Origin of the sequence: Bradyrhizobium sp. dw_411, assembly GCF_018449695.1 — a bacterium.
GTDB lineage: Bacteria > Pseudomonadota > Alphaproteobacteria > Rhizobiales > Xanthobacteraceae > Bradyrhizobium.
The window spans coordinates 116,167-142,356 of record NZ_JAAVUY010000002.1; the positions used below are offsets into that span (position 1 = coordinate 116,167).

Consider the following 26,190-nt stretch of genomic DNA (forward strand, 5'->3'; position numbering starts at 1 on the left):
CCAACAGCCTACTCAAGGTTGTTTGTTCTCCATGCCGATTATGCGCGATTTACCCTTGCGGTACTTTGACTTGCTGCGGATACATGGAAAACCATCGGATTACGCCGTAATCCATATCACTACGAAATGGTTGGGCGATGAAAATTGAATTTCTCAATCCCCAGGGGCCGCAGCCGACCGAAATGGTTGGGCTTACCGAACTGCGCACCAAGTTGCCGTCCTCGTGGCGCGGCTTCGCAAATTTTAATATGCGTAATACACGCCAACGAGGGCAGGACCGAGAAATTGATGTCGTGCTAATCGTTCCTGATAGACTAATTCTTGTTGACCTTAAGCATATGAGGGGACGAATCGAAAGCCGAAGCGGGCGTTGGTATAAGGGCACGGAGGATATTGGCCAGTCGGCTGCGAACAAGGTACGAGAAAACGCTAAGGTGTTTGCGGACCTAATTCGCAAGCAGGTATCTCAGATTCCCGGCTCACCTCCGATAGAATCCGCGGTCGTATTCACGCATCATGACGTTGATTTGGGTGGATTGACTCAGAATGAAAAGGACAGGTGTTTCAAACTTGTTGATTTTCTAAGAATTGCGAATCCAAGCGAGTTCGCTAAACCGTTTACAGCGCGCAGTAACTTTGGCGCTGATGAAACTCTAAATTCAGGCCCATACTTTCAAGCGCTTCAAAAACTTTTCACGAATGGGAAGTTTATCGAGCCTCGAAAAGCCAAGTATCACGGTTTCATTCCTACGGGCGACCCGGAATTCGAGCATGCTTTATTTGAGGAGTACGCTTGCAACGACGTGGCCGATCCTAATTACGCCGGTCTTCTTCGCATTTGGGATTTTTCGAAGGATCCTGACACCTTTGCTCTCGAAGAAGAACGACGTCCCGTTGCAGAACGAGAGAGAGCGCTTCTGGGGTACGTTCGGACACAGAACCCGAATTTCTTTGATAATTACGTTCTTCGGTCGATCGCTCATGATCGTGATTACAGTCTTCGTTATACCGAGATTTTCGAGCGACACGACGAACTGGCTCGCCTAACGCGCCTCGCGGGCAGCATGGTTGATTTAGAAATTGAGCGACGGATAGAACTATCCCGCTTATTTCTTGACAGAGTTGCATCACTGCACCGCATGCGCATTGCACACCGCGACCTGGATCGTCACTCCGTTTGGGTTAATGAACGAAGGAGTAGCATTGTCCTGTCGGGATTTGGAGCGTCACACTACCCGGAAAGGCAAACCCTAGGGGACCAGCGCGCCAAGTTGCTCGCTAGCGGACATCGGGTCCCAGAAGATACAGGGGACGGCAAGCCTGGGACCGTATTTCAACAAGACGTATTTCTGGCAGCAGCAACGGTATGGATTTTACTAACAGGAGAGCGTTTGCCCGCTTTAAACGGTGTGCCCGTTTGGAGTGCGTCGTTGCTAGAAGCAAACAAAGAATTGCCCCCAGAGTTAGGTCCTTGGTTTGACACTTCTATGTCGATCGACGCTGCTGATCGATATGTTGACGGGGTTGAAGGAGCCGAAAAATTCGGCGAAGCCCTAGCGAAAAATAATCGAATTGCGCTTGACCAACAGCTCAATCGTTTCGTCAGGGAGGTAGATCCGTTGGTGGATTTTCCTGTCCTTCCCAATGGATGGATCGTCAAACGGCCCTACCGCGTGTTCAAAGCTCGATACGAATCTGAAGCCTCCACGGTATTAGTGAAAAGTTGGCCGAGCCAATATCTCGGCGACCGGCGCAAATCTGCAGCTCGTCTTCTTGATTTCTTTGCCCGTACGGAACGGCTAGAGGTGCTTGCTGCCGATTGGGCTCCGTGCATTCGGCTTTCTTGTCTATGCATGGACGGGCTCCTGTTGATCCAAGATTGGGTTGAAGGCGAAACTCTTGCCGCCCCATCAACTGTGGCCCCGTGGTCCTTAGACATATTGAAGGAATTCCTTCTCAAGTTTGTCTTAGCGGTAGAGGAGCTCCACAAGGCCGGCCTCGCACATGGAGATCTTAAACCAAGCAACGTCGTCGTTTCTTATGGTGTGGATGACGACAACGCGCCCCGTCCAGTGCTTATAGATTTGCTGGATTACTCTCCCGAGGGCGCGGGAGAGCGGATGACCTTGGCTTACTGCCCGCCTCATTCGGCTGATGATATTCAACTGAGAGACCGATTTGCCGTAGGCCAAATCGTTCGCGAGCTAGTAGCGAGCTTCGCTGACAGAGACCAAGGACTAGTACAGAAGATCCTGGCCGCTGTAGATGCATGTGATGCCGGGGATGAACCTTGGATTAGTCTCCGTCCGCTGCGTGATGCGCTGACGACTACTACGAAGCTTCACGCTCCAATCGCTGATTTGATGCATCTGTCAATCGAGATTCGTAACCCCTTGGCTGAAGGTCCGATGTTGGCAGATAACGGTTCGTTTCACGTGGTTACAAAGTTCGCCGAGAGCACGATTGTCGTTTACGGCTTCGATCAGAAGGTTGACATCAAGATTGACTTAGCCGACGGCATTCCTCGATATGCCGGCACGTATTCATTCAACACAATGGAAGCTGATTGGGCTCTCAATCACTGCGATTTTTCATTTAAGGGCGAGGTCAAAATTTCGCGTTCTGCTACGCCGAGGTTTTCGGGCTTCGAAGGATTGCGTCCTCATTTAGCAAAGATTGCAGGCTTCAACCCGGATTCGACGGGTCCAATACAGTCCGCAGTCCTGGGATTGCCAAAGCCCATTCAAGAGGTCTCGCCCGAAGCCACAAGAAAGACGGGATTGCTGCAGTTAGCGAAATTCCCGGTCGTCCGTTTTTGGCAAGAAACTATTGCAGTAGAGGAGAGCATCCAACCCGAGCTTACTTTGGTGGAGGCTCCGAGAGAAACACACGAGCCTGGGATAATAATCCTGTCATGCGCTGAGGCGATCGGTGACCTGTCCGACTTCGGGGATGGTTCAGCTAACGTAAGCGTCACATGGAATGGAATAAAGGTTGGCGATCTAGATTCGGAGCGTTCAAAAGGAGATTTAATCACTATTCGGAATGCGCGGTTTTACAACCGGCTCCGTACGGGTGATACGCTCAAGATCCAATTTTCGAACGATTTGGCGAGCTTTCAGCGGAGGTCGCGTGCGGTAGCGCGAATTCTGCAGGGTAAGGGCCAACTTACAAATCTAGTCCAGTATTTCGATCCGCAAGCTTCGTTAACGCCCGAAGTTATGGCGGAAGCCATAGAAGAAGGCGCCCTTGATGATTACGGATTAAACGACGATCAAGAAGAGGCCTTCCGCCATCTTTGGCGTCACGGACCTGTCGGACTTCTCCAAGGACCACCAGGCACCGGAAAGACGCTATTCATCGCGAGCTTTGTTCATTGGGCCCTCAGTAAAAAAGGCCAGATGCGAAATGTGCTCGTGCTTTCGCAATCTCATGAAGCCGTCAATACCGCTGCAGAGCGCATTCTGAAGGTTTTTGGCGAACTCGGAGGGGAGGTCGATCTTCTCAGGATTGGACAGCACGACAAAATATCGCCTCCACTACTTCGCTATCACTCGCAGTCAATTCAAGATCGTAATCGGGAGCTATTTCAGGCCGAAATAAAGGAGCGTCTAGCAATAGCAGCAAGAAAATTGGGGCTTAATCGATCTTACGTTAAGGAGTCTTACGAAGTTGAGGCCACCTTTGGAGCTTTAGTACGGCAGATCAATCTTTCGAGTCAGGATGCGCAGCAGAACGATGCAGATGCTGTTCGGGCGGCACGGCAGCGGTTGGGCTCACTCGAAGCTTCGTTTCACCGACTAGTCTCTGAAAAGGCGACGCCCTACGACGGATTACCGAGCGAAATCCTTGAGGATATTCGCGATGATACTGCCCGACGTCACGTCGTTTTCGACCCTGATGCTCGACGGAGATTTTTGAAACTTGAAGAATTATCTCGAAAATGGGTTTCAGTTTTAAATACGCGCAACAGAAATTTGGAAGAATTCTTTGCGCGGAGCCGTAATTTGGTTTGCGGGACGTGCGTCGGGATCGGTCGTCAGGGAATGCGAATAGATCGCGGGACTTTCGATCTAGTGATCATTGATGAAGCTGCCCGCTGCACTCCCGGGGAACTAGCTGTTGGTATGCAGTCCGGCAAACGCGTGCTCCTAGTCGGTGATCATCGCCAGCTCCCCCCGCTATTCGGGCATGAACTTTTGAGTGAGGTCAGCACAAAGCTTCCTGGCATTGATAAAAAGGAACTTCAAAGAAGCGATTTCGAACGCGCCTTCGGGTCAAGCTACGGAAAATCCAATGGGCGAACGCTTCGAAAGCAGTACAGGATGGCGCCCGAAATTGGAGCGATTGTATCCGATGTTTTTTATCCAGGAGAAAAACTGGAGACTTTGCGAGGCGCGCCTCATGTAATTTACAGTGAATTGCCGGCCCCGTTGGACCAACAAATTCTTTGGATCGATACAGGAAGTCCGGGGAAGGGCGGGCGCGAGACTGCGTCGGGCACCAGTTTCACGAACCGAAGAGAGGCGGTAATCATCCTTGAGCTTTTACGTCGTATTGCAAGATGCAAATCATTTATGGACAACGCCGCCCAAGCTCTAGAGCTGAAGGATGGGGAGCCACTGGTTGGTGTAATCTGCACATATGCCCAACAAGCAGAGCTTCTTGAGAATATGCTGCTCGCGTCAGATGTGCCGCCGGCAATTCGCTCGTTAGTTAAGATAGATACCGTCGATGCCTATCAAGGTAAAGAAAATCGGATAGTTATCCTTTCGCTCGTCAGAAGTAACCCCGAGAGTAATATGGGTTTTGTACGAAATCAAAACCGGATCAACGTGGCCTTATCAAGGGCTATGGACAGATTAATTTTAGTTGGGGCGGCTGCTATGTTCGAGCATACTCACAACCCGCTTCGCTCTGTGGTCAAGCGGCTGCGAATGATCCATCGAATTCGTTCATCCGCGAATGTCTTAGGATTATAATGGCGAGCCAAAAGGAATATTTGGAAGCGACTGAGAAGGCGTTAGCTGCTATCGAAATCGAGCAGTTGTCGTTTGTCGTTCGTGCGCAGAAATTTAGAATAACTGCGACGGTTATGAAGCGTACAGCTATGCCTCTTGCAACTGAGTACGCTGTGCGCCTTGTACATCTTGCGCCCGATATCGGCGCAGAAGAGCTTGCAGGCTTTTTCGGCTTTGGGGCTCCCGAGACCCAAGTATTGATTCAAGATATGCTTGAGACTCAGCTCGTAACGGAACGGGACGGCAGATTTTCGCTGTCTACAAAGGGGCGTGAAGCCGTATCGCCAATGTCCGACGACATTGAGCTTTTCGAAGTGGACGAAATAAATGCGATTCAATGTTTTGATCTGATTGCCTTCGCTCCGGTGGATGACGCAGACCTCAATGCGGCGGAGGCGCGACGCGTACCTGAGATCACCATACCGAATCGGGAACGTGCTGCCGCGGCAGTAGTTGAAGCAAGGCAGGCATTTGAGACGCACTTTGCAGAGTGGTATCAGCGCAACGATAGACGCAAGCGCATTGAGGACATACAGCTACATGCGGTGGATGACATACAGCCTCTAAGAACTTTTGGTGCTCCGTTGCATTTTCCAATCCGTTATCGGCTCGATGACCCTGCGTCAATCGAAGCTGATTTCGCTTTTCTACGGAATAGAGGGAGGCCTGCCTCGCGAAACGCGCTGATAGAAGCATTGAGTGCCTCTATTCAAGGACTTTCCTCTCCACCGGATCATGCGGATGGATTTCATTGGTTGTCCAACGTGGACGCAGGTCTTCTGACACGCTCAGGTCTTCGCGATTTTAAAGATCAAGCAACTTGGGCTCGGCTTTGCGCCGATCCGAGTACGCGTTCCTTCGGCGAGCACGGCTCGCAGGTAGTTCGGCTATTTGGTTCTGTGACGGGAGCACTGACGCGCGCCACCATTATCCAATGGGCAAAAACAGTCGCAACTGATCGCCCCGAATTGCCCACGCCTATTTTTTGGTTGCCACCACGGGCATCGTATTGGGGCCGAAGTGTTGCGTTTACGGAATTGGTTCGGGAAATGGCTAGCGCTGATCCAGATGGTATCGTCCTTCTAGCAAGGACAGATGGGTCGTCTCGGGAGGCGTCGTCTTGGAGGCGTTTCTTTGGTCCAAGAGAAAGTCGATCTCCGTTGTTCAATCGCTGTTTTATTGTGAATCCAAAGATACCGGATTCGGTGGAGATTATTATTAAGCCTGGCGCGTGGGGATTGGTATTGGTGCACACACCGGAAATTGCGACGGGCTTTCCGCTCCCCATGGGATATATAACTTCCGACCCTTCGATCGCGATGGAACTGCGGCGTTCTCTTGCTGAAGTCGTGGCTGCCTCCGACGGTTCTAAAGCAGTGTTATGGTCGAGCGGCGCCGAACGTCCAGCGATGGCCTTGGCATACATCGATTTGGCTCTTGGAATTGGCGAAGCGTGACCGAAGCCCGTTTGGACAAGCGGGAAGCATAATCTTTGAGTGTCAGATCTCAAAGGCGATTTATTCTAAGACTTGATAAGAGCTCGACCGCATTAGAAATCTGCTTCTCTTCGAAATCGCGGTTCCGAGTGGCCGGCTTCCAATTGTCCTCGACTCTCTTTGTTTGTTCTACCATCGCTTCTAGAGCAGCACTCAAAGCATCCACGATGTATGGTTCTCTCGGTAATTCCGATGCACAAAAAGAGATGATCTTAAGAACCTCGTCGATCTCACCTCGTTTCGCCAAGAACTTGAAGAGCACAGAGAAAAGGCGTTGAGGTCGCAAGAAATCAAATATCAAGAATGGCTCGGCCGCCAGACGATCACATAGGAAATCTCCAAGTTCGCGCGGCTCGTACCCAAATGTGATCCATCGCTCCAATAGTGCAAAGACTATACTTTTGATTCCAGAATTTTCCTGTTCCTCCCCACCACGTTGAAAAATCCAATTCAATGCCACTTCAGGAACGCGATCGTCAAATGGGGTTCGTTCGTTCACGAAATGCCATATCTTAGTCCAATCTGATTTGCCGAAATTTGATCGATTGCTAAGCCAGCGAACAAGGTATTCATCGCTGTAGTTCGATATCGAACCGTAGATTCCACTTTCGGAAGCTTTGGGCTCGTCCGGTTCTAATGGATCAATTTCGGACCATATCTTCTTCTGCTTCTGGAAGAGGTGCAGTTCTGAATCGACCCAGAATTTTATTTGATCCTTTTCGTAAAAAACAGTGTCGGCGACCGCTCTCCAAATATCGTAGGAAGGGTTCAGCTCGGCTGACTCGATACGGTTTAATTGTGATTGAAGAATGGGGATGTTCGCTATCGCTTCTTGATGCTTCGCGATGTAGGCGAGTATCTCGCTAACATTGCCACAGACGATATTTCCGTCATAGGATCGAAATGCAATTAAGCCCTTATCGCCAACCGTTATCGTGTGCGAAGATTCGAAAGGGATTAATGGATAGTTCTCATATTCGAGAAATGGGACGACTTCTTTTACTTGCAAATACTCGTCCATTTGTTGGACGTACGGAAGATTGGTGTTGGGGGATGAGAGGAGTGGTATCAGAACCCCCGGATTTCCCTCAGAGATGTCTAAAAACATTATGAGGCTAAACATTGTAGTAGCCACGACTGGAATAGAAATTATCGAGTTTCTCGTAGATGGAATGGTAATAAAACTCCTTGCGAAGTGGATAAACGGGATACGTTAGAATCTCTGCGCCAAGTGCCGAAATTTTCGCGATATATTCTTCGTTTGAAAGATATGTCTCCGGAAATATCGCTAGAATGGGTTTGCGATTTGTCAGATCGATGTCAGCGTTGAATTGGACTTCAATTGCAAATCGGCGATCGTCAAAACGTTTGTCTTTGTGTTGAATTAATTTGTGAAGAGCTTTCATTTCTTCATCTAAAACGTCGACATCAAACATCGCTTCGAATTGCTCTTTCGGTCGCGACGCGAGGCGATAATAGCTGCGAGCACTGTTGAAGAACGTGCCAATTATCTTATGCGGCGCTTCGACATCCGAACTCGTCTCAAAGTCGTTTAGCTCCATCATGTTTATGTAGTTGGGATATCGCTTTGCCGCAAAGGCTCCGGAATCGAAGGGAAAAATTCTCTTCGCTCCTTCAGTGAAAAAGCTAAAAACTAAACAAGTTGGTAATTCCCAGTATTCCGCCTCCTGTTCCAGGTCGCGCTTGTAGGCAGCTCGCCCCACAAAAAAATATGAAAGCCTTTCCCCAGCAAAAACGTTGCATCGCTGTGTAGTCAGCTGACCGGAATTTATGATCTTTTTCAGGTAATACGACTCAGTAGTGTGGACCAGAGGCAGCGGCTTAGCTTTGGTGATGCGGTTTCTTTGCAAAAACTGCGAGAGAGCTGACATAGAGTCTCCGATCATGTCCTCACGACAACATAGAGCGATCGAGATATCCTGGCGTGCAACTGCGCTTCTAGCTTCTTGAATATTCAATCGACAATACCAACGAGTCGATCGTATCTTACGATAGCTTTGATGGTTTATTTCCGAGGTAATAATCTTAGCAGAATTCGACCGAGCTGGAAAACCTTCGATCTGATTGAATAACTTGCGCTTTATTCGTGTCTGGGTCGCGACTGTCGAGGTGTCGCTGTGCCATGGTCAGGGAGAAAGTGGCAGCAGCCCAATGTTCCATAACCTTCGATGCCGAACTTCATGTCCGCTTTCGAAGGGGAGAGCGGACTCCGCTCGCTCCTTCACGCTATGTCAGCTTTTGACCCGGAGAGGACTAACCGCCCATTCTCCCGCCTCTTGACGGAAGGGCCTTCGCGTTGCCTCGCAAACCCCACAAAAGCAGTGAGGACGCCAAGATAATGGCAAGTCCGATCAAGACGAATCCTGTGGTGACGAGAACTTCCTGGCTCGGCGCGGCACTGTGCCCCCCGGCGGTTATGGGGGATAGTGCTGCCGTGCCTAGAATGGCTGCAGTAGTGGTCACAACCCAATTGCCATACGTTCCGCCCAACAGCGCCCAGTAGGCTATCTTGGTTAAAAGGGATGACAGCCTCACCTCATTCCACATGGCGCCGACTGCGAGAAGCAAAATTCCATTCATGACTCCTTCCAAGTGGGCAGCAAGCGCCATTCGCACGTTGGTAAAGTGCTGCTCGGCCAGGCCGGTAAGGAGCCCAATCAAGAACAAAGTGATTCCATGGAAGAGAAGTCGTCGCCGATACTCCATTGGGCCTCGCCAAATCTCAAGATTCCCTCGATCGTAGCCGTTGTCCAGTAACAATTGAAAGATAGTCCGGCTGCGACCTAGTGTCCGGATCTGGCACCGAACGGACGTTGCGGTTCAACTGCTTGATGTCCGATGGTGAGGGAAGAGCGGAAGAGGCACGCCGCCGTTCGGCTTCCGCAAATGACCCTAAGCCGACTCTGACGCACCGCCAGCCATCGGTAAAATATTATTAGTGGACCCATAGCAAAAAGACGAACCAGCAGTTCCGACGGATCAAATTTTCAGTATCCGGCTGAAGCGCACTTAAACCGACGAAGGGAACGCAAGCACTCCCGCTGTGGGGGGCCGGTTACGGCGCGCTTCGATAGAAGCGGCGATTATTTCACCAGCGGTACCGCAAGCTGGCAAGCACTTGTCGGCGCAAACCGTAAACACAGGCATTGTCGAAAGCCTGAACGGTACATTGCGAGACATAGATGCGATCGAACAAGTTCGTCGCATTGACGCTGAAACGCATGCCCTTGAACCGGCGGTCGAGATTTTCCAGCTCATAATGAAGCGCGGCATCGACCAGCGTATAGGACGGAACGTCAAGCAAGGTATTTCCCGGGTCACCCCAAGTCTGCCCGGTGTAACGGATACCAAGCGCGGCGCCAAAGCCGTTGAGCGAGCCTCCCCGGAAGGTGTAGTCGGCCCAGAGAGCGCCAATGTCGTTAGGTATCCACGTTGGCCGCTTTCCCAGATCGATATCAAGGCTGTTGGTAACGGTTGCTTTCATGTGTGTGAAGCTACCGATGAGGTCGAGCCGATCGGTTAAGCTGGCTTTCCCCTCGATTTCAAATCCCTGTGTATGGACGGCACCGATCTGGCTACGGAAGGTTGGATCAACGGGATCGATCGTCAAAACATTTTGTTCGGTCAAATCGAATATCGAGGCCTGGATAAATATCCTAGATCCCTTGGGCTGATATTTGACACCGCCTTCGTAGAGCTCGCCGGTCGTCGGCTTTAACGGCGCAAATGCCGAGGTAGTGCCCACATTCGGGGTAAAGGAGGTCGCGTAGGTTACGTACGGCGCAATGCCCGAAGCAAATTCATAAATCGCTCCGATGCGGCCGGTGGTCGCCTGGTCGCTTTGTCCCACGCCATCCGTCGTGGAGGCGATGCGATCAAGCGTATTAGTATTACTGTGAGCCATGTCATACCGCAGCCCACCGACAATCGACAGGCCGCCGATTTTCATCTGCTCCTGGCCGTACACGCCGTTCTGCTGCAACGTTTGATGCGTGCTGGTGTTCGTCAACGCGTTCGGATCGTCGAATGGATTCTGGATCGGAAAGCCATAAGTCGGATTAAACAGCGAGATGTCTGGGGCGCTGCCGGGTGAGCCGGTAAATTGCGAGGCCTGAGCCAATTTCTGGTCATAGCTGGTGGTCTGGTTGTCGAACCCGATCAGCACTTTGTGAGAGACAATACCCGTGTCGAAGTTGAACTCACCCTGCGTATCGCTGGTGAACGCACCGAGGCGCTCTCTTGTTGCCTGTGCGTAGCGAGACAGGGTGTCATAGTCGCCGTTCGCGAACAGATTGTTGGCCAGAAATAGTGGAAAAACCTGATTTAGCGTTCCTGTCGTTTCCAGATAACGCACATTTTCCCGAAACGTGAAGACATCGGTGAACTTGTGCTCGAACAATGACGTGATGCCGTATTGCGTTCGTTCACTCGTATCGAAATTGGGATCGCCGGCGTAGAAACTCGTCGGGATCCGGCCCAGCGGGTTGGAGCCCAACGACCCATTGAACGGAACGAAGTTGTAATAACCCGTGCTCGGATCTTTCTGATAATTGGCCATCACGGTCCAAGTGGTCTGGTTGTCCGGATGCCATGTCAGCGCGGGGGCAATATAGTAGCGCTGTTCCTTGACGTAATTGACCTGGTTATCAGCATCCTTTGCAAAACCGGTGATGCGGTAGAGAAAATCGCCGTTTTTGTCGATTTTACCGGTCGAATCAAAGCCGCCCTGGATACGGTCGTAGCTTCCGCCCTGGAGGACGACTTCGTTGGACGAAACGTCCGACGGCCGTTTGCTTACAAGATTTACAAGCCCAGCTGGCGATGATTGGCCGAACAGCATCGAGGCCGGTCCCCGAAGCACTTCGACGCGCTCCATGCCGTACAGTTCGGGCTGAGGCGTTGCAATGACGGCCGTGCTGCCCTGTAATCGCATCCCATCGAGATATTGATCGAGAATGAAGCCCCGACTGTACATAATGTCGAAGCCGCCGAAGTTGCTGCGGTTCTCGCCGGCCACGCCAGCCGTGTAGCGAAGTGCTTGCTTGGTGCTGCCGGCTTCCTGCGCCTCTATTTGGTCACGCGTGACAACCGAAATCGATTGCGGTGTCTCGATTAGCGGCGTGTCGGTCTTGGTCCCTGTTGCGCTGCGCGTGGCAACGTAGCCATCGACGTGTCCGTAAGCCGTTTCCCGAGGCGTCGCTCCAGGGGCAGTCGCGACAGATGGTGTTGCTCTGGTCGCTGTGTGGCGTGAGTGCCTTGAGCTGCTTCTGCCTTGAGACACAACAGTCGGACGCGCTGGCGTGGGTTTCGCTTGTCGCTGCTTCGGCGCCTCGACTCTGACAGGTGGAAGCGAATTGCCGCCAGAGGGTGAATCGGAGCTTTGAGCGATCGCAGTCGATACGAACGTAAAGATTGAAGCGCTCGCAAGAAAAGCGCGCGTAAAAATTGCCCCGTGCGACACCTTCACAACCCCAATTATTCCCTTCTCCAATCCATAAGGTTCACTCGAAGTGTGAGCAACTCGCGCGTTTTGAATTCTCTCTAATCTAAAATGGCTCTAATTTTGAAGCGATCTAAAATTTTCTGAATGTGTCAGAGCATGGATGCTGGCTTCGTCTGGCTTCGTAATGTCAGTTGTTGCTGGACGGTGCGCTAAAGGCGAGATAATGACGGGCGTAGCAGACATCGGATGTCGTGATGCCATTCTCGGGTTTTCGGCGCTGGATATGGGTGCATACTTGGTCGAGTCTCATTTGTACGCTATTCTTGCTTTTGGCATGCGTGACTGGGCTGCCGCTAATTTTTCATGAAGAGATCGATACCTGGCTCGAGCCGGGATTGCCGTATGCATCGCTGCCAGTAAATGCGCCGCGGGCAAGCCTCGACGTGATCACCGCCAGAAGCCATGAACGATATCCGCAAGAGATCATTCTGTCGGTGACGATGGATGACGATGAACCAAAAGTCGTCGTCTTCATGGCGTCGTCGTGGCAGGCGTTCCTTAAAGATACCAAGGTCGCTCACGCCTTGAAATTCGACGCACGAACGGCTCAAATCTTGCGCGAGACCAGGCTTGGAGAACTGACGGCGACCCTGACGGGCTTCATCCTCAAACTTCATAAAGACCTGTTTGCGGGCACCATCGGGGAGTATCTGCTGGCGGCCATGGCAATCCTGTTTCTTGTCGCGCTAGTCTCCGGCGTTGTGGTCTATGGACCTTTCATGCGTCACCTGGATTTCGGCACCCTCCGGGTGGCGCGGTCGCGCCGACTGAAATGGCTCGATGTACATAATCTTCTAGGGGGCTTGGCGTTGGTGTGGATGGTCGTCGTCGGTGCTACCGGCATCATGAACGAGTTGTCGACGCCGCTTTTCGACCTGTGGAGGTCGACTGAAGTACGATCCGCGCTCAAAGCACGCACCGGCACGCCGGTGTTGTCCTCAGAGTTGGCGCCGCTGCAGGCTGCGTATGAACGCGCAGAGACCGCGATGCCGGGAAATACTGTATCCAGCGTGATTTTTCCAGGGTCCAGTTTCAGTACGCCGTACCACTATGTGTTTTGGGCAAAGGGGCAACAGCCGCTGACCGCCAGGTTGTTTATACCGATCTTGATTGACGGACGAACCGGAAGCTTTGATGGCACGGTGCACATGCCTTGGTATTTGCGCGCGCTGGAAATATCGAGGCCGCTGCATTTCGGCGATTATGGTGGACTTGCGTTGAAGTTAATCTGGGCCTTGTTCGACCTTGCGACGATTGTCGTTCTGGCGACCGGCCTTTATCTTTGGATGACAAAAGCCTTCCGAAAATCATTTGCGAGGGACAGAAACAGCCCGATATCTGTCATTCCGGCCGCGGCTGCGAAATGAAAGTCTCGCGCCGGAACCTTTCGGTCTGGTCGATATATCGCAGCCTGACATTGATGGGAGCCGTGACCGCCATTGGTCTGGCGAGTGCTTTGCTCGGCAATGAGTGGTGGGACTATACGGCTTGGGTGCTACTCATCATTCCCGTCGCGGCGTTTGGATATTTTTTCTTCAAACGAGATAGGGCTACCTGATCCATCGCTGACGCCTGCCGTGGCACTGCCAGATTCTCGTGGATGATTCGATGTTCAAGCCCCGGCTGCACCGCGGTGCAGTTGACGCTTGTCAGATCGTTCTGAGCTAGTGTTCGCATCTGCTTTGACAAACCGACTGTTAAAGGGCGGACAGAGCATGTCCGCTCTGCCCGGGTATTTCAAACATCAACTTGGTCCGCTATTGCGAGCGCGTCATCGACCTCAATGCCAAGATACCGAACCGTACTTTTGATCTTGGTATGTCCGAGCAGGAGCTGGACCGCTCTGAGATTACCTGTCCGCCGATAGATCAGAGTGGCTTTTATTCTTCTCAATGCATAGGCCCGAATATTCTCGGGTCCAGTCCCATGCTGCCGCGGAGACGAGGCGTGCGTATTGGCGGGTTCAGGGCTATAGCCGACATCAAGACCCAATGACCTATGGATGAACGAAATCAGGAGAGCAGACTTCGGTGCTGCGTCCATGGTAATGGCAGCAGTTTCGGAATCCGCGCGAGCGACGATCTCGCTGAATGTCGTCCTTCCAGGATTGAGAACGTGACGCTTGGCGAAAGAAACGCGAGCCGAAGATTTTGACGAATGACCTTGGGATGAAGGCGGTTCGCTTCGGCAAGCTGTTCAATGGAGTCGTATGTGCCATCTTGAAGACATTGCACCCAGACGTGCGCACGTACGATAGTCTGAATCAAACCTTCGTTCCGTTTGGCCTCCGATCCGTCATTGCCTTCCAGAAGAACTGAAGTTCCTCTCGTCTCGGTCGATCGCGCAACTTTGATTTTCGTGGCAACGTCGTCTGCATCGTTCCCGGCCGCAATCGTGATTTGCAGGTGGTCTCGATTGATGACGATGCGTTCGAGCATGTCGATAGAGACCGCTCCTCTCTCAAATTTGTCGCCTTTATGATGGGCAAGTGCGGTCAAAACCGCGCTCTCTATTTCCGTCGCGGCTATGCGACTGACGGACCCGACTGCTTCCTTCCGTCCTCGCAGTAGCGCGGAACTGACATAGAAACGATAGCGAACGCCGTTCTTACTCGAAAAGCTCGGACTCATCCGGTTGCCGCGATCATCATACAGCCTGCCGACGAGAAGAGCGCCGCTCTCGGAGCGTTTTATTTTCCGGCCTTGGGTCTTAGCCTTTAAGAGCTGCTGGACCCGTTCAAAGGTCGCGTGATCGACGATTGCCTCCTGTTCGCCTTTGAACCATTTTCCTCCGTGATGCATCTCCCCGAGATAGATGCGGTTTTTGAGAAAGTAGGCGAGAGGACCATATGTAAAGGGAATGCCGCCGTTGTATTTGACGACCTTGGTATGGCGCCGCTTGGTGACAATGCCCCTGCGGTCCAGGTCCGCAACCAGTTTACTGAAGGATTTTAGATCGAGATACCGCTTGAAAATGGTCCGAACGGTTTCTGCTTCGGCCTTATTGGTGACGAGCTTCTTGTCCTTGGCATCATAACCAAGAGGGACTGTCCCCCCGGTCCATTTGCCCTTGCGCCGGGACGCCGCGATCTTGTCCCGCACCCGCTCGGAAGAGAGTTCCCGTTCGAACTGGGCAAAGGACAGCAGCACGTTGAGGGTCAGTCGTCCCATTGAGGTGGTGGTATTGAACTGCTGGGTCACTGCAACGAACGAGATCGATTTGGTATCAAAGGCTTCGACCAGTTTGGCGAAATCTGCCAGCGAACGAGTGAGGCGGTCGATCTTATAGACGACCACCACATCAACCCTGCCAAGTTCGATTTCCCGCAGCAACCGCTTGAGAGCAGGCCGCTCCAAATTGCCCCCAGAATAGGCGGGGTCGTCATAATGTTGGGAAATGGCTTTCCATCCCTGCGAGGCCTGACTCTTTATATAGGCCTCGCAGGCCTCTCGTTGCGCGTCCAGCGAATTGAACTCAAGCTCCAGGCCATGTTCGGTGGACTTGCGGGTGTAAATGGCGCAGCGTAAGACTTTGGGGTTACCTGGCATCGGTGCCCTCCTTACCTGATGGCGACCGTAGCCCGAAGAAGCGCGGGCCATTCCAACGGGTGCCGGTAATCGTGGAAGCAATTTCAGAAAGACCCGCGTAGGTTTTGCCGTCGTAGGCAAAGCCATCGGCCTTCACCACGACGCGGTAGGTTCTGCCCTTCCACGTCCGCACCAGTTCTGAGCCCGGCTTGATCCGCCGCGGCAGTTCCAGCTGGCCATTGGGTTTTGCCAAGGCGGCTTTCACCAATTGGTCGAGCAGTCGTCGTGTCGGGGCCGACAGACCGCCGTAAGCCTTCTCCTGGATCCGGTGCGCGATGCTCCGCCGGAGCAAGTCCGGACCGAAGGCTTTCGGCGGCTCGGCCTTAAACAACTCGCGATAGCGCCGACGCAGTTCGACAATCGGCGTATCGGGCAACCGATCCAGCTCCGCGTCGACGGCGGGATCAGTTGCCCCCTGTTGATGTCGTTCCGGCATCATGCGCCTGCGGCGGATTTGGCGATGCGGTAAATGCGCTCGTCGCCGACCTTCTCGGACGCCAGATTCAGCTTGAGCTTTCTCTTGACCACGCCCGCGAAGAAGCCGCGCACCGAATGCTGCTGCCAGTCGGTGGCCTTCATGATCGCAGCGATCGTGGTGCCTTTCGGCTGTCGTAACATTCCCAGCACAGTCTCCTGCTTGGATGGGGCAGGCGGCTTCCTGGCGGAGGTCGAACTCTGGGTAGGCGGACTTGTCACGGTTGCTGCCTTTGACTTGGCAGTGCTGCGCTTCTTTGCTGGACTGTTTTTGGTGGTTGAGGTCTTGCGAATGGACTTTGCGCGTCCCGATTTAAGTTTGGTAGGCATCTGACTTCCCTCATATTGACGACAGCATCAGGTGCTGCCACCGACACGACCCCGCAATCGGGCGGGGCGGTCGGTCGAGGAAGGAAACCGATAGCTACTCTCGGGAAAGCCTATTGAGCAGCGAGGCCACGTCTTGCAGTCGCCCTGTCTCATAAATGATCTGTTCGATATCCATCGAAACCGTCACGCCCTCGGCGATGCTGCCCGCCAGCGCGCAGGCCTCGGCTGCCTTGGCGATCCGCGCCGCCTCGTCCAGCCGACGATGGATTTCGGTAAGAATGATGGTGATGGTCTTTTCGGCAATTGCGCGGTCCATGCTGTCCTCCCGTTGCGAGGGACAGTAGTGCTCGACAATCCCGGGCAGTCGAGCAAAACCGGAGCAATCTTGTGGCTCTTATCAGGCCTCCCGAAGCACTAAATGCTCGAGCCAAAGTTGGGCGAAGCGGCCAGGAATAATCGTGGAAATGCCTATTTAGCGGAGCCTTTGTGGGCCGATTTCGTTGGGGTTTCCCCCGCGACGAACTCCCGGAAGAGCTTTCCCGGATCGCCGCCTACAGCCCGCACGATCGCGATAAATTCGATCATATCAATCCGGCGTTCGCCACCCTCATATTTGGCCACAAACGACTGCGGTTTACCGAGCTTTTTAGCCAATACCTGTTGGCGAATTTCGGCTTTCTTCCGCAGTGCGACAAGCAGCGCGATGAGGCGTTCATATTCCGGGGATTTGAGGGACTTCTGCATATGCCGCCAAGGCCGTGAATCGGCGGCAGGAAATCTGATCCCATAAAAGGATTATCCCAAAACTGGATATATTCCGAAAAGCGAGCTATGTGTGCCGGGACAACTTTGAGGGCGGGAGCCTGACGGTTCCGATCACAAAAAGGGAGATTTCGGCGTGGCGAGTTTCTTCAAGCTTTCCGGAAAGGCAATTTGTCTCGCGGCAATACTGATCCAATCGTTACAAGGATCCGCCCAAGCGCAAGACCGTCAATTTCGCTTTCAGCTCAGCGCGAGCTCCGACCCGTATCCTACTATTAGAGGGCTGACTGATTTGCCGGATGGAACCAAGGTTATGGTGACGCTTCTGAAACCGCATCTCCCGGACGGTCAGCAACGAATGGCGAGAGGTCTACCAGCTTGCGAAGACATGTGTGGTCCGGCCGAAGTTCGGCAAAAGCCGTATGTTGACCCGGTGGTGAGGAACGGCAGTTTCATTGCGGGTCCTTTTTCGTTTGGCGATCACCCCCTAAAACCAGACACCTATCCCATCCGCATTACTATCGTTCCTGAGAAGATCACCGAAGCTAGTTTGGATGCGATGAACCATCCGGTTTATTTCGGCGAAATCCGGATACCTGGTGACGGCGACCGCGAACAACCTCCGAAAAAAAGAGAAAACTGGCAGAGCATCAATCTTCCACCCAACCTTGACGGCAAGATGTACGCCTACGATAAAAACTCGATCGCTCTCACGAGGGACGCACGCGGTGCAATCTCTGGAGCCGAAATGTTGGTTCGCGTAATACGCGGTGACGAATCCATTCTTGGAAAGCAGGTATTGTTCAGTTTCTTATGCGACGGCAGCAGACTATTTCGGATCAATCACTCCAGCCCTATTTCGTTCCAATCTCGGTTACCCACTCAAGAAGGACAACTGGCAAATCTTGCTTGCGCAGCGGCTCGATGCGAGATTTCCAGACAGCAAAACAATGGCAGCTCTTTATGTTCTAGAACTGACAATCGCTAATGCCGCCTCCGCGACGGCGATAGCAACCCATTGTTCTTTCCATGGCTAGTAGATCCGCTGCACCATCGAACGGTACACTTCGGCCAGTTCGTCAGGAGACGCGTCAACCGGAATTTTGGTCGGTACCTTAGAGGTTTCTGGAATCTCGTCGTACAATTCAAGCAAGAATCGGGCTGCTCTCAAATCGCCTTTTAGTCCTGATTTGAGGACCTGCTTAAATAGCGCTTCGAGTGCAGTTATCGTCCGCTTTTTGCCGCCTATTTCGATCGTAAGCTTCTGCTCCAAAGCTTCCTTGAGCATGGCATTTTGATCTTTTTTCTCGCGCCGCCTTCCTTTCGGATTCCCGCTCTGACCAGGCTTAAATCGTGTCGATTTAGGCGGGCGTCCCCAGCCGACTTCATAGTCGGTGCGGCTACGTCTAGCTGGTGCTTTTCGCATTTTTGTGACTCCTGCGCGGCTTCAGAGGGTTGGATAATCCATCGCAAATTTCGTCGAACGTTTTTCCGGTTGATTCGAGAATAGCGTCCTCTCTGGTGGCTCGCTGCCAACGGCGTATTGTGACGTCGACGTATTTGGGATCAATTTCGATGCAGTAGGCTCGACGCCCCACTTGTTGCGCGGCCAGAAGCGAGCTACCGGATCCTGCAAAACTGTCGAGAATGATAGATCCCCGGCGCGAGCAGTCCTTCATTGCATCCGCAATGAGCGCGATGGGTTTTACCGTTGGATGCAACTTCAGTTCGTCCATCCGGCCGGCCTTAAAGGAATTTGCACCTGCGTAGGTCCATACGTTGCTTCGGTTCCGGCCGTTTTGTCCGAGTTCAAAAGTGTTGATGTGTCGCGCTTTGCCGCGTTTATAAACGAACACCATCTCGTGTTGATTGCGATAAAAGCTGCCTTGCCCGGCATTGGTTTTGGTCCAGACGCAGATATTTTTTAGTTCGTCAAAAATGCTTGCGCCGGCGTCGAGCAATTCCGGGGTGTGCCTCCAGTCCATGCAAATGTAAACGATTCCACCGTCCTTCACGTTCCGCGCGGTTGCACCAAGCGTCTCTCTCAGGAATTGAGTGAATTGAGGTGACGTCATTTCGCCGGACGCGTGGGCAAATTCTCGGTGCTTGGTCTGTCCGCGCCCACCGACGTGGCCGTTTACCTTGACGTTGTAAGGCGGATCGAGAAATGCCATCTCCGCGGTTTCAGGTCCCATGAGGTTCGCGTACACTTCCCGATCACGGGCGTCGCCGACAATAATCCGATGATCGCCGAGGACAAAAAGATCGCCTGGCTTGGCAACGGCGACCTCTTCGGGCTCTGGAATTTCGTCCGCCGGATCTGAGCGGCGCTCGACAAAGTCCCCCATTAATGAGTCAATTTCGCCGGGATCGAAGCCAGTTATGTCAAGATCGAGTCCAATCTCGGGGAGAGCGATCTGGAGTGCTTCCAGTTCCAACGCAAGCAGTTCGCGATCCCAGCCCGAATTTTCCGCGAGCTTGTTGTCGGCCAACATGAACGCTCGGATTTCAGCTTCACTCAAATCTGTGACGGCGATCGTTGGTACTGTTTTGAGACCAAGCAACTTCGCACTTGAAGCGCGGGCGTGACCGGCAATGATGTTTCGACGGCCATCCACGATGATCGGATTTATGAAGCCAAACGTTTTCATGGCTTGCGCGAGTTGTTCGATTTGCCGCTTTGAATGAGTGCGAGCGTTTCGATCCATGGGCTTCAGCGCACTGAGTGGCAGCATTTCGATCTGTCGCGGACTGATGCGATCCTCGGCCGCCAGCCGGACAGCACCCACATGTCGCGGTTTCAAAGTCCGTGCTTTAGAAACCTGAATATGGGTTTCATTCGGGCGAAGTTTAGAAAGTGAAGCAGCACGTTTCATTTGTCACCTTTGCCGGTAGCTAGTCTGGGTTTATCCGGGACGACCGCGCTTCTGCGGCTTTGTTAGCTCCAGTTTCTGCGTCAGCTCGTGGGCGAGGACGGTTAGCTCGAACATGCTTGAGCCCCCTCCGACGCCTTTGGTCGTTTCGAAGATCCAACTGGTTGCCTTCTCCAGTCTGGAATGAACGGCGCAGGCATAAGGTGCGTTTTCCTGCTCCGCTGACATTTTATAATGAGAGACGATACTCAAAAAGGCTGGCTTCGTCGTCTCGAAGACAGCAGATCCGGGGACGAATTTTTGCCTCAATACGTTTCGATCAAACAGAGTTGCCGGATCCATTTTCAAAATTCGTCCGTGCTCCTTTTCGAGTTCAGGTCTGACATGTCGCAAAACCGACACCGCGAACCGTTGTGGCCAGTTGTGCCACATCAGCTGAAGGCCCTGCAGCAGTGCGAAAGCTTCGTATGCCGAAAACCAGACCTCGAACCCTGTGCCTGGAGGACTTTTATCGAAGAAAGCATAGTTTCGGGCTTCGCGATCGTCCGAATTTGGAGCGCATCCCAAGAGTCGATCCGTGTCGAGTAACCGCTTGATGCGAGTTCTCAACGCTAAACTCGGTCGATTGGTGCCCCGCTCAATCAAGTCTGAAATCGCCGCTTCGATTTGGTTGCGCTTGTACATTGAAACCTGAATACGACCTTCAATTTGATTTGTCAATCGCTAGCGGGAGAGGCAGGGCGAAGGAAAGTGCTGGTCGCGATATGCGTGTCGTCGAAGTCAACGAGCTTGCAGCTTCAACTCTTCGGCTCGCTGCAAGTCACCTAATCAACTTGATTTCTCATTTGAAAATATAATTTCAAGATAAAATTCAAACGGATGCTGCTGAGGTTTCGCTACAAACACAGGCTATTGCAGCGACGACAGATCTTGGTTCATCGAAATCTTGATTTTGCGGTTTGAAAAACAATCAAACTCGCTTGAAATTGAGACACTCATAAATTCGCACAATGGACGTTTATGGAATTGCGCTTGGCCCGGAGACGACTACTGAAGGCCATCCGCTCTCCCTAAAAGTCTCCCGACGAACTCCTAAAGGTCTGTAGTTCAGATCTACATGCTGTCTACCACCCTCGCTTGATCTCTACGCCGAGATAGTTTGAATCATGCGCGCCGGAATTGCGCAGGGTGTCCCCGACTACGAAATGGACTGCTTCGACGGCAAATGCGGTGGCGCGGTCGATAGTCCAGTCTACCCGAAGCTGGCCATAGCTTCCCGTATAAGCGCCCGGCCTGCCAGCCGTGTTCGCGACCGGTATATCCGGTTGGGTGTAAACGGCGTCGGCGGTGTTCTCCCGCCATTGGGCGGCAGCCGCGAGCGTCACCTTCACCGACTGCGACGGATGCAGTGTCAATGACGGCTTGACGTGGATGAAGTTGACGTACCCGGTATAGCCCGCGAGCGTCAGGTAATAGCCGTTCGGAAACAGCGGATTGAACGTGCCGAAGCGATGGCCGGCGAGGCCGCCGTCGCCGGAAGCGGCGTCGATCTGTATTCCCAGCCGCGGGCTCCAGTTAATCTGGTTGAATGTGTACCCGGCCATTGAGCCGAATGCCCAGGCCTCGATTTGGTCTATCCCGATGTGCCCGGTCTGGTTCATCGCCTCGATGTCCCAGTCGAAATGATTGACCGTGCCGTTCGAACGCAGATCCAGGATATCGCGGTTCTCGTTGCCCGCGGCATTCGGAAAGCGCACGTCAGCCTGGGTGAAGTTGGCATAAAAACCGGTGAGGTTGATCGTGTCCGTAAGCTTTCGCTCCAACCGCACGCCACCAAAAGTCTGCTTGCCGTTGCTGTAGTCGTCGAACACTTGGTTATCCTGCACCTGCACCGGATGGCTGTAGAAAGTGATGAAGCGCCAGGGGCCGTTTTCATAATCGGCCCAGCCCGCGTCGTAGGATTGACGGACGTTGGGACCATCGCGAACCGACACGAAGCGCTGCAGGTCGAAGGCGAATTGCTGACGTCCCAGCCGCAGCTTCAACGTGCCGTCGGCGACAGGCTCGGTAAGCGCGACGAAAGCCTGTTCGAGGTCGAGCCGGTCCTTGTCGACCGGAGAGATCATGGTCTTCCAGGGCGCGAAGTCGCTCTGAAACTGTACGAACACCTGCACCTGTGATGCGATATGAAGATCGGCATGCAGTTCATTACGGTTGATGACGTAATCCTGGTTCTTGTTGGCGCCGGTGCCGAACCCTTGCGCGTTATTACCTTCGAATCGTTCGCGGGTGTCCGCGCCGAACGACAGATAGGTGTAGGGATCGACGCTGGACAATCCGATATATTTGAACTCGTCGAACGGCTGCCGTGCGACGCGCGGGTCTGATAGCACCGACCAGTCCTCCTGCCATCGATTGAACAGGATCGCCGGGCGTTGGGGTACAAGGGTGCTATCGTCCGCTCGCGCGGCGAGCGGTACGGCTGCACAACACAGCACCGCGGCGGCACATCCCCGTCGGGCTCGAAACAAAAGCTCCGACCAAGAGGCCGCCATCTAAACTCCTATTTGGGCGCAGTCGCATGAATCTCGGCGATATATCCGCCGGGGAATTGTACTATAGCCGCCATGCGGCCGCCTGATCCATAGGGCTCGACCAGCGTCGTAACGCCGGCCGCCCTGGCTTTCGCCAACGTTCCCTGAAGGTCGGCAACCTCGTAGCCTGTCAATTCGCGGCCATAGGGATAAGGCAACAGACCGTCCGTGATGAGCACGGTGATCCTGCCGAACACGGATTCGATGCGGACCCGGCGATAGGTGTCCTTGGGTCGGCCGATCTCGACGCCGGGGGCGCGCACCTCGTCGGAGACGACCTTGCCGTGCGAGAAACGCAGGAAACTGCGAACGAAGGCGTCGGCGCGATCCGGCGAAACGTAGACGCGGTTTTCCGGGACGGTCTCGTAGGCCGCGTAGTTGGGTTTGGTCGTATGCCAGTAAATCTGCATGTTGACGCCACCCGGCCACTGGATCACCGCATCGCGACCGATCGGGTCAGGGAAAGCCGATACCAGAACGTCTGCGCCGGCGGCGCGCGCGGCCTTAAGCGCCGCATCCAAGTCCGTGACGAGATAGCCAGTTCGCTCGGCCCCGAACGGATAGGGTATCGGTGTCCTGAAGCCGAACAGCGAAACCGTGCCGACCGGCGTCTGGATCAATTGCGATGAGGTGCTGCTTGGGGTCGGCGTCACCGTCACGACAACCTGCTTGGTGCTTTGGCCGCCAAAAGTGGCCGTGAAGCTCGCGACGAATTTATCGACATCGTCAGGCGCGACATAGACATGCGTGGTGTCATACTGCGCGCTGACCCCCAACAAGGGCGATGCATCGCGTGCAAGCGCGGCATGGCCGGCGCCGAGGGCAGCGACGATGGAGACTAAACTGACAAACAGGCCGGACCGGACCATGGGTAAGCTCCTTGACGGGGGTAAGCGTGCAGGGAAAGTGCCATCGCCTTTATCCAGCTTTGGCGTGGGCTGCTTGCATCGAAACCAGGACAAGTCCGGCGATCAGCCCAAGATGTTCAAAAAACGCGTTCAATTCCATGAAGCGCTCGTGGCCGGTCATTATCCAGAAACTGTTCGCGGTCGCCATTGCGACAGCGGTCAGCACGCCAAGGCCGCCGGCACCGAACCATACGAACCTCCCGGATATTACCAGCAGTGAGCCGCCGAGTTCGACGGTTAACGCCAGTGCCGCCCAGAGCCAGCCGGGATAAAGCCCGAAATGTTCCTGTTCTGCGATCGCCGCGCTGAAGTCGGAAAGTTTTGTCAGGCCGCCGATAATGTAAGCGGACACCAGCGCGAGACGTGCGGCATGCCACATCCATGGCCACGCGAGGACAGACCAAACCCATCCCGGCGTGTCGGCGCGCGCGTTCATGTCAAACTGCCCAGCAAGCGCAGCCCAGCGCACCCCAGAAGCTCTTGAGGTCCGCGATCGGCAATTTGGCCGACCAAGCCGTGGCGTGATCATGGCCATGGATGGTGCAATTATTGGCGCAACCGCACTGGCTCATCGCCTGCATCCGCATCGCCGTGGCGGGCTTATCTTGCGCGGCCCAGGCAGCATACCCGCCAAAGCTGCGCACCGGCGACCAGTCCGGCATTGCCGGCGGCGGCGCGGCCTTGTCATGGGTTTTGAAACCGCCCGCAGCATAGACGATTCTGCCGCCGACGATGGTCAGATCCGAGGTGATGTCCGCGATCTCAGCCTCACCGCAGGAAAAGAAATCCCGGTCGGGCACCACGAGGTCAGCCAATTGCCCGACTTCAATGCGGCCCTTCTTGCCTTCTTCATTCGAGAACCAGGTGACGTTCTCCGTCCACATCCGCAGCGCGGTCTCGCGATCGAGACAATTGCGTTGCGGGGTGATCCGCAAACCGCCAACGGTCTTGCCGGTGATCAGCCATGCCAGCGACACCCATGGATTATAGGAAGCGACCCGCGTCGCGTCGGTCCCCGCCGACGTCTTGATGCCCTTGGCCAGAAACTTTGCGACCGGAGGCGCTGCCTCCGCTGCGCCGAAACCATAACGCTCGACGAAATATTCGCCCTGATAGGCCATGCGGTGCTGAACGGCGATGCCGCCGCCAAGCGCGGCGATGCGGTCGATCGACTGGTCCGAGATGGTTTCGGCATGGTCGAAAAACCAGTGCAGGCCCTCAAGCGGGATGTCTTGATTGACCTTCTCGAACACGTCGAGCGCGCGCGAGATGGTCTCGTCATAGGTGGCGTGCAACCGCCACGGCCACTTATTCTGCACCAGAATCCGGACAACTTCTTCCAACTCTCCCTCCATCTCCTGGGGCATGTCGGGGCGGGCTACCCGGAAATCCTCAAAATCCGCGGCCGAAAACACCAGCATCTCACCGGCGCCATTGTGCCGGAAATAATCGGTGCCCTGCTTGTATTTCGAGGTTTTGGTCCAGTTGAGAAAATCGTCCTTCTCGCCCTTCGGCTTTTGAGTGAAGAGATTATAGGCCAGACGGATCGTGAGCTGCCCTTCATCGCTGAGCTTTTGAATGACGGCGTAGTCTTCTGGATAGTTCTGGAAGCCGCCACCGGCATCGATCGCGCCGGTAACGCCGAGGCGATTAAGTTCGCGCATGAAATGTCGGGTCGAATTGACCTGGTATTCAAACGGGAGCTTGGGACCTTTCGCCAGCGTCGCATAGAGGATGTTCGCGTTGGGTTTGGCCAATAACAATCCGGTCGGATTGCCACTAGCGTCGCGGATGATCTCGCCGCCGGGCGGCTCCGGCGTATCCTTGGTATAGCCCACCGCCCGTAACGCCGCGCCGTTCAGGATCGCGCGGTCATAGAGATGCAGCAGAAAAACCGGCGTATCCGGCGCGAGTGCGTTGAGCTCATCGATCGTCGGCAGGCGCTTTTCCGCGAATTGATGCTCGGTAAAGCCGCCGACCACGCGCACCCATTGCGGCGCTGGCGTGATTGCGACCTGACGCTTGAGCATATTCATCGCGTCGGCGAGCGAGCGCACACCGTCCCAGCGCAGTTCCATGTTGAAGTTGAGGCCGCCGCGGATGATATGGAGATGATTGTCGATCAGCCCCGGCAGTACGCGCTTGCCCTTGAGGTCGATCACTTCAGTCGAAGGCCCCGCTAGCTTCATGATCTCCTGATCGTGGCCGACGGCGGTGAACACGCCATCCTTGATCGCGACCGCGCTCGCCGTGGGATTGCCGCGGTCGAGGGTCGTGAACAGACCGCGGTGCAAAATGAGATCGGGTGACGATGAACTCATGAACGTTTCTCCTCGGAAGCGACGGGGGCGACGCCTGCTGTGTCGGCGTGACGGCCTGGTAGCAGACCGAACAGATGCGGAGCGCAGCGGGCCTGGTGCCAGGCAGCGGCGAGCCCGCTGCCTGACAGAAGTTGTGTACCCACCGGGATAACCTGCTCGCCGACGAGAATGCCGAGCAGACCGATAAGGGCGACCAGCGGCGGCGCCGGCGAGCGAACGTTGAGGAGGCTATAAATGATGCCGACCAGAATTCCGGCACCGGCAGATAGCAGATAGATTTTCATGTTTCCTCACCGCGGT

21 protein-coding genes are annotated in these 26,190 nt (G+C 54.1%); 5 read left to right on the forward strand and 16 right to left on the reverse strand.

Going from position 1 to position 26,190, the window contains the following annotated elements:
* Positions 1-137 precede the first annotated feature (137 nt).
* Positions 138-4,982, forward strand: coding sequence for an AAA domain-containing protein (locus HB676_RS03200; protein WP_213736227.1), 4,845 nt, complete (start codon positions 138-140; stop codon positions 4,980-4,982).
* Positions 4,982-6,478: a hypothetical protein gene (locus tag HB676_RS03205; RefSeq protein WP_213736228.1), complete on the forward strand. Its 1,497-nt coding sequence runs from the start codon at positions 4,982-4,984 to the stop codon at positions 6,476-6,478. Before HB676_RS03200 ends, HB676_RS03205 begins: the two co-directional genes overlap by 1 nt.
* A 49-nt stretch (positions 6,479-6,527) precedes the next feature.
* On the opposite strand, the gene HB676_RS03210 is transcribed toward HB676_RS03205, so the two are convergent.
* The 3 genes from HB676_RS03210 to HB676_RS03220 all read right to left on the reverse strand — a co-directional run bounded on the left by HB676_RS03210 (position 6,528) and on the right by HB676_RS03220 (position 12,005).
* A complete protein-coding gene (locus HB676_RS03210; protein ID WP_213736229.1) occupies positions 6,528-7,538 on the reverse strand; it encodes a hypothetical protein in 1,011 nt (336 codons plus the stop codon).
* A 94-nt stretch (positions 7,539-7,632) separates the two neighbouring features.
* Positions 7,633-8,409: a hypothetical protein gene (locus tag HB676_RS03215; protein WP_213736230.1), complete on the reverse strand. Its 777-nt coding sequence runs from the start codon at positions 8,407-8,409 to the stop codon at positions 7,633-7,635.
* A 1,217-nt stretch (positions 8,410-9,626) separates the two neighbouring features.
* On the reverse strand, positions 9,627-12,005 hold the full coding sequence (locus HB676_RS03220; protein ID WP_213736231.1) for a TonB-dependent siderophore receptor: 2,379 nt from the start codon (positions 12,003-12,005) through the stop codon (positions 9,627-9,629).
* A gap of 230 nt (positions 12,006-12,235) precedes the next feature.
* Here HB676_RS03220 and HB676_RS03225 point away from each other — a divergent pair, with 230 nt between their 5' ends.
* Positions 12,236-13,408 (forward strand): PepSY-associated TM helix domain-containing protein, encoded by a 1,173-nt coding sequence (locus tag HB676_RS03225; protein ID WP_213736232.1) that lies wholly within the window; start codon positions 12,236-12,238, stop codon positions 13,406-13,408.
* A 645-nt stretch (positions 13,409-14,053) separates the two neighbouring features.
* Here the strand turns inward: HB676_RS03225 and HB676_RS03230 are convergent.
* From HB676_RS03230 to HB676_RS34205, 3 genes are read right to left on the reverse strand one after another with little or no spacing between them, the layout of a single operon-like run.
* Positions 14,054-15,589, reverse strand: a complete 1,536-nt coding sequence (locus HB676_RS03230; protein ID WP_213736233.1) for a recombinase family protein — start codon at positions 15,587-15,589, stop codon at positions 14,054-14,056.
* The gene (locus HB676_RS03235) at positions 15,579-16,064 is read right to left on the reverse strand and encodes a DUF2924 domain-containing protein (protein ID WP_213736234.1); all 486 of its coding nucleotides are present in this window, start codon (positions 16,062-16,064) and stop codon (positions 15,579-15,581) included. Before HB676_RS03235 ends, HB676_RS03230 begins: the two co-directional genes overlap by 11 nt.
* A complete protein-coding gene (locus HB676_RS34205) occupies positions 16,064-16,246 on the reverse strand; it encodes a DUF3489 domain-containing protein (RefSeq protein WP_346347246.1) in 183 nt (60 codons plus the stop codon). The genes HB676_RS03235 and HB676_RS34205 overlap by 1 nt, the downstream gene beginning before the upstream one ends.
* Between HB676_RS34205 and HB676_RS34210 the strand changes: the two genes are divergently transcribed.
* A complete protein-coding gene (locus HB676_RS34210; protein ID WP_346347258.1) occupies positions 16,206-16,436 on the forward strand; it encodes a hypothetical protein in 231 nt (76 codons plus the stop codon). The genes HB676_RS34205 and HB676_RS34210 overlap by 41 nt on opposite strands.
* Positions 16,437-16,526: 90 nt before the next feature.
* On the opposite strand, the gene HB676_RS03245 is transcribed toward HB676_RS34210, so the two are convergent.
* Both HB676_RS03245 and HB676_RS03250 read right to left on the reverse strand, forming a co-directional pair.
* Positions 16,527-16,748 carry a hypothetical protein gene (locus tag HB676_RS03245; RefSeq protein ID WP_213736236.1) on the reverse strand — a complete coding sequence of 74 codons (222 nt, stop codon included), beginning with the start codon at positions 16,746-16,748 and terminating at the stop codon, positions 16,527-16,529.
* 152 nt (positions 16,749-16,900) lie between these two features.
* Positions 16,901-17,176: a helix-turn-helix transcriptional regulator gene (locus tag HB676_RS03250; protein ID WP_213736237.1), complete on the reverse strand. Its 276-nt coding sequence runs from the start codon at positions 17,174-17,176 to the stop codon at positions 16,901-16,903.
* Between the two features lie 154 nt (positions 17,177-17,330).
* On the opposite strand from HB676_RS03250, the gene HB676_RS03255 reads away from it, so the two are divergent.
* A complete protein-coding gene (locus HB676_RS03255) occupies positions 17,331-18,182 on the forward strand; it encodes a hypothetical protein (protein ID WP_213736238.1) in 852 nt (283 codons plus the stop codon).
* Positions 18,183-18,227: 45 nt separating this feature from the next.
* Here HB676_RS03255 and HB676_RS03260 read toward each other — a convergent pair whose 3' ends face one another.
* The 8 genes from HB676_RS03260 to HB676_RS03295 form a co-directional block, all read right to left on the reverse strand.
* Positions 18,228-18,620: a DUF5681 domain-containing protein gene (locus HB676_RS03260; RefSeq protein WP_213736239.1), complete on the reverse strand. Its 393-nt coding sequence runs from the start codon at positions 18,618-18,620 to the stop codon at positions 18,228-18,230.
* Positions 18,601-20,070, reverse strand: coding sequence for a DNA methyltransferase (locus HB676_RS03265; RefSeq protein WP_249780038.1), 1,470 nt, complete (start codon positions 20,068-20,070; stop codon positions 18,601-18,603). Before HB676_RS03265 ends, HB676_RS03260 begins: the two co-directional genes overlap by 20 nt.
* A gap of 30 nt (positions 20,071-20,100) precedes the next feature.
* Positions 20,101-20,751 carry a hypothetical protein gene (locus HB676_RS03270; protein WP_213736240.1) on the reverse strand — a complete coding sequence of 217 codons (651 nt, stop codon included), beginning with the start codon at positions 20,749-20,751 and terminating at the stop codon, positions 20,101-20,103.
* Positions 20,752-21,191: 440 nt separating this feature from the next.
* Positions 21,192-22,460 (reverse strand): alginate export family protein, encoded by a 1,269-nt coding sequence (locus HB676_RS03275; RefSeq protein WP_213736241.1) that lies wholly within the window; start codon positions 22,458-22,460, stop codon positions 21,192-21,194.
* A gap of 170 nt (positions 22,461-22,630) precedes the next feature.
* Positions 22,631-23,530 (reverse strand): glyoxalase, encoded by a 900-nt coding sequence (locus HB676_RS03280; RefSeq protein WP_249780040.1) that lies wholly within the window; start codon positions 23,528-23,530, stop codon positions 22,631-22,633.
* 49 nt (positions 23,531-23,579) lie between these two features.
* Positions 23,580-24,005, reverse strand: coding sequence for a DoxX family protein (locus HB676_RS03285; protein ID WP_213736242.1), 426 nt, complete (start codon positions 24,003-24,005; stop codon positions 23,580-23,582).
* A gap of 1 nt (position 24,006) precedes the next feature.
* Positions 24,007-25,890, reverse strand: coding sequence for an amidohydrolase (locus tag HB676_RS03290; protein ID WP_213736243.1), 1,884 nt, complete (start codon positions 25,888-25,890; stop codon positions 24,007-24,009).
* A complete protein-coding gene (locus HB676_RS03295) occupies positions 25,887-26,174 on the reverse strand; it encodes a XapX domain-containing protein (RefSeq protein WP_213736244.1) in 288 nt (95 codons plus the stop codon). The genes HB676_RS03290 and HB676_RS03295 overlap by 4 nt, the downstream gene beginning before the upstream one ends.
* Positions 26,175-26,190 lie beyond the last annotated feature (16 nt).

What these genes read in the sequence shown, in the direction of transcription:
- HB676_RS03285 (WP_213736242.1), bottom strand. Translation starts at nt 24,005, where the DNA reads ATGAACGCGCGCGCCGACACGCCGGGATGGGTTTGGTCTGTCCTCGCG.
- HB676_RS03260 (WP_213736239.1), bottom strand. Translation starts at nt 18,620, where the DNA reads ATGCGAAAAGCACCAGCTAGACGTAGCCGCACCGACTATGAAGTCGGC.
- HB676_RS03250 (WP_213736237.1), bottom strand. Translation starts at nt 17,176, where the DNA reads ATGCAGAAGTCCCTCAAATCCCCGGAATATGAACGCCTCATCGCGCTG.
- HB676_RS03210 (WP_213736229.1), bottom strand. Translation starts at nt 7,538, where the DNA reads ATGGACGAGTATTTGCAAGTAAAAGAAGTCGTCCCATTTCTCGAATAT.
- HB676_RS03270 (WP_213736240.1), bottom strand. Translation starts at nt 20,751, where the DNA reads ATGTACAAGCGCAACCAAATCGAAGCGGCGATTTCAGACTTGATTGAG.
- HB676_RS03205 (WP_213736228.1), top strand. Translation starts at nt 4,982, where the DNA reads ATGGCGAGCCAAAAGGAATATTTGGAAGCGACTGAGAAGGCGTTAGCT.
- HB676_RS34210 (WP_346347258.1), top strand. Translation starts at nt 16,206, where the DNA reads ATGATCGCAGCGATCGTGGTGCCTTTCGGCTGTCGTAACATTCCCAGC.
- HB676_RS03235 (WP_213736234.1), bottom strand. Translation starts at nt 16,064, where the DNA reads ATGCCGGAACGACATCAACAGGGGGCAACTGATCCCGCCGTCGACGCG.
- HB676_RS03230 (WP_213736233.1), bottom strand. Translation starts at nt 15,589, where the DNA reads ATGCCAGGTAACCCCAAAGTCTTACGCTGCGCCATTTACACCCGCAAG.
- HB676_RS03265 (WP_249780038.1), bottom strand. Translation starts at nt 20,070, where the DNA reads ATGAAACGTGCTGCTTCACTTTCTAAACTTCGCCCGAATGAAACCCAT.
- HB676_RS03245 (WP_213736236.1), bottom strand. Translation starts at nt 16,748, where the DNA reads ATGGACCGCGCAATTGCCGAAAAGACCATCACCATCATTCTTACCGAA.
- HB676_RS03295 (WP_213736244.1), bottom strand. Translation starts at nt 26,174, where the DNA reads ATGAAAATCTATCTGCTATCTGCCGGTGCCGGAATTCTGGTCGGCATC.
- HB676_RS03215 (WP_213736230.1), bottom strand. Translation starts at nt 8,409, where the DNA reads ATGTCAGCTCTCTCGCAGTTTTTGCAAAGAAACCGCATCACCAAAGCT.
- HB676_RS03200 (WP_213736227.1), top strand. Translation starts at nt 138, where the DNA reads ATGAAAATTGAATTTCTCAATCCCCAGGGGCCGCAGCCGACCGAAATG.
- HB676_RS03280 (WP_249780040.1), bottom strand. Translation starts at nt 23,530, where the DNA reads ATGGTCCGGTCCGGCCTGTTTGTCAGTTTAGTCTCCATCGTCGCTGCC.
- HB676_RS03290 (WP_213736243.1), bottom strand. Translation starts at nt 25,890, where the DNA reads ATGAGTTCATCGTCACCCGATCTCATTTTGCACCGCGGTCTGTTCACG.
- HB676_RS03225 (WP_213736232.1), top strand. Translation starts at nt 12,236, where the DNA reads ATGCCATTCTCGGGTTTTCGGCGCTGGATATGGGTGCATACTTGGTCG.
- HB676_RS34205 (WP_346347246.1), bottom strand. Translation starts at nt 16,246, where the DNA reads ATGTTACGACAGCCGAAAGGCACCACGATCGCTGCGATCATGAAGGCC.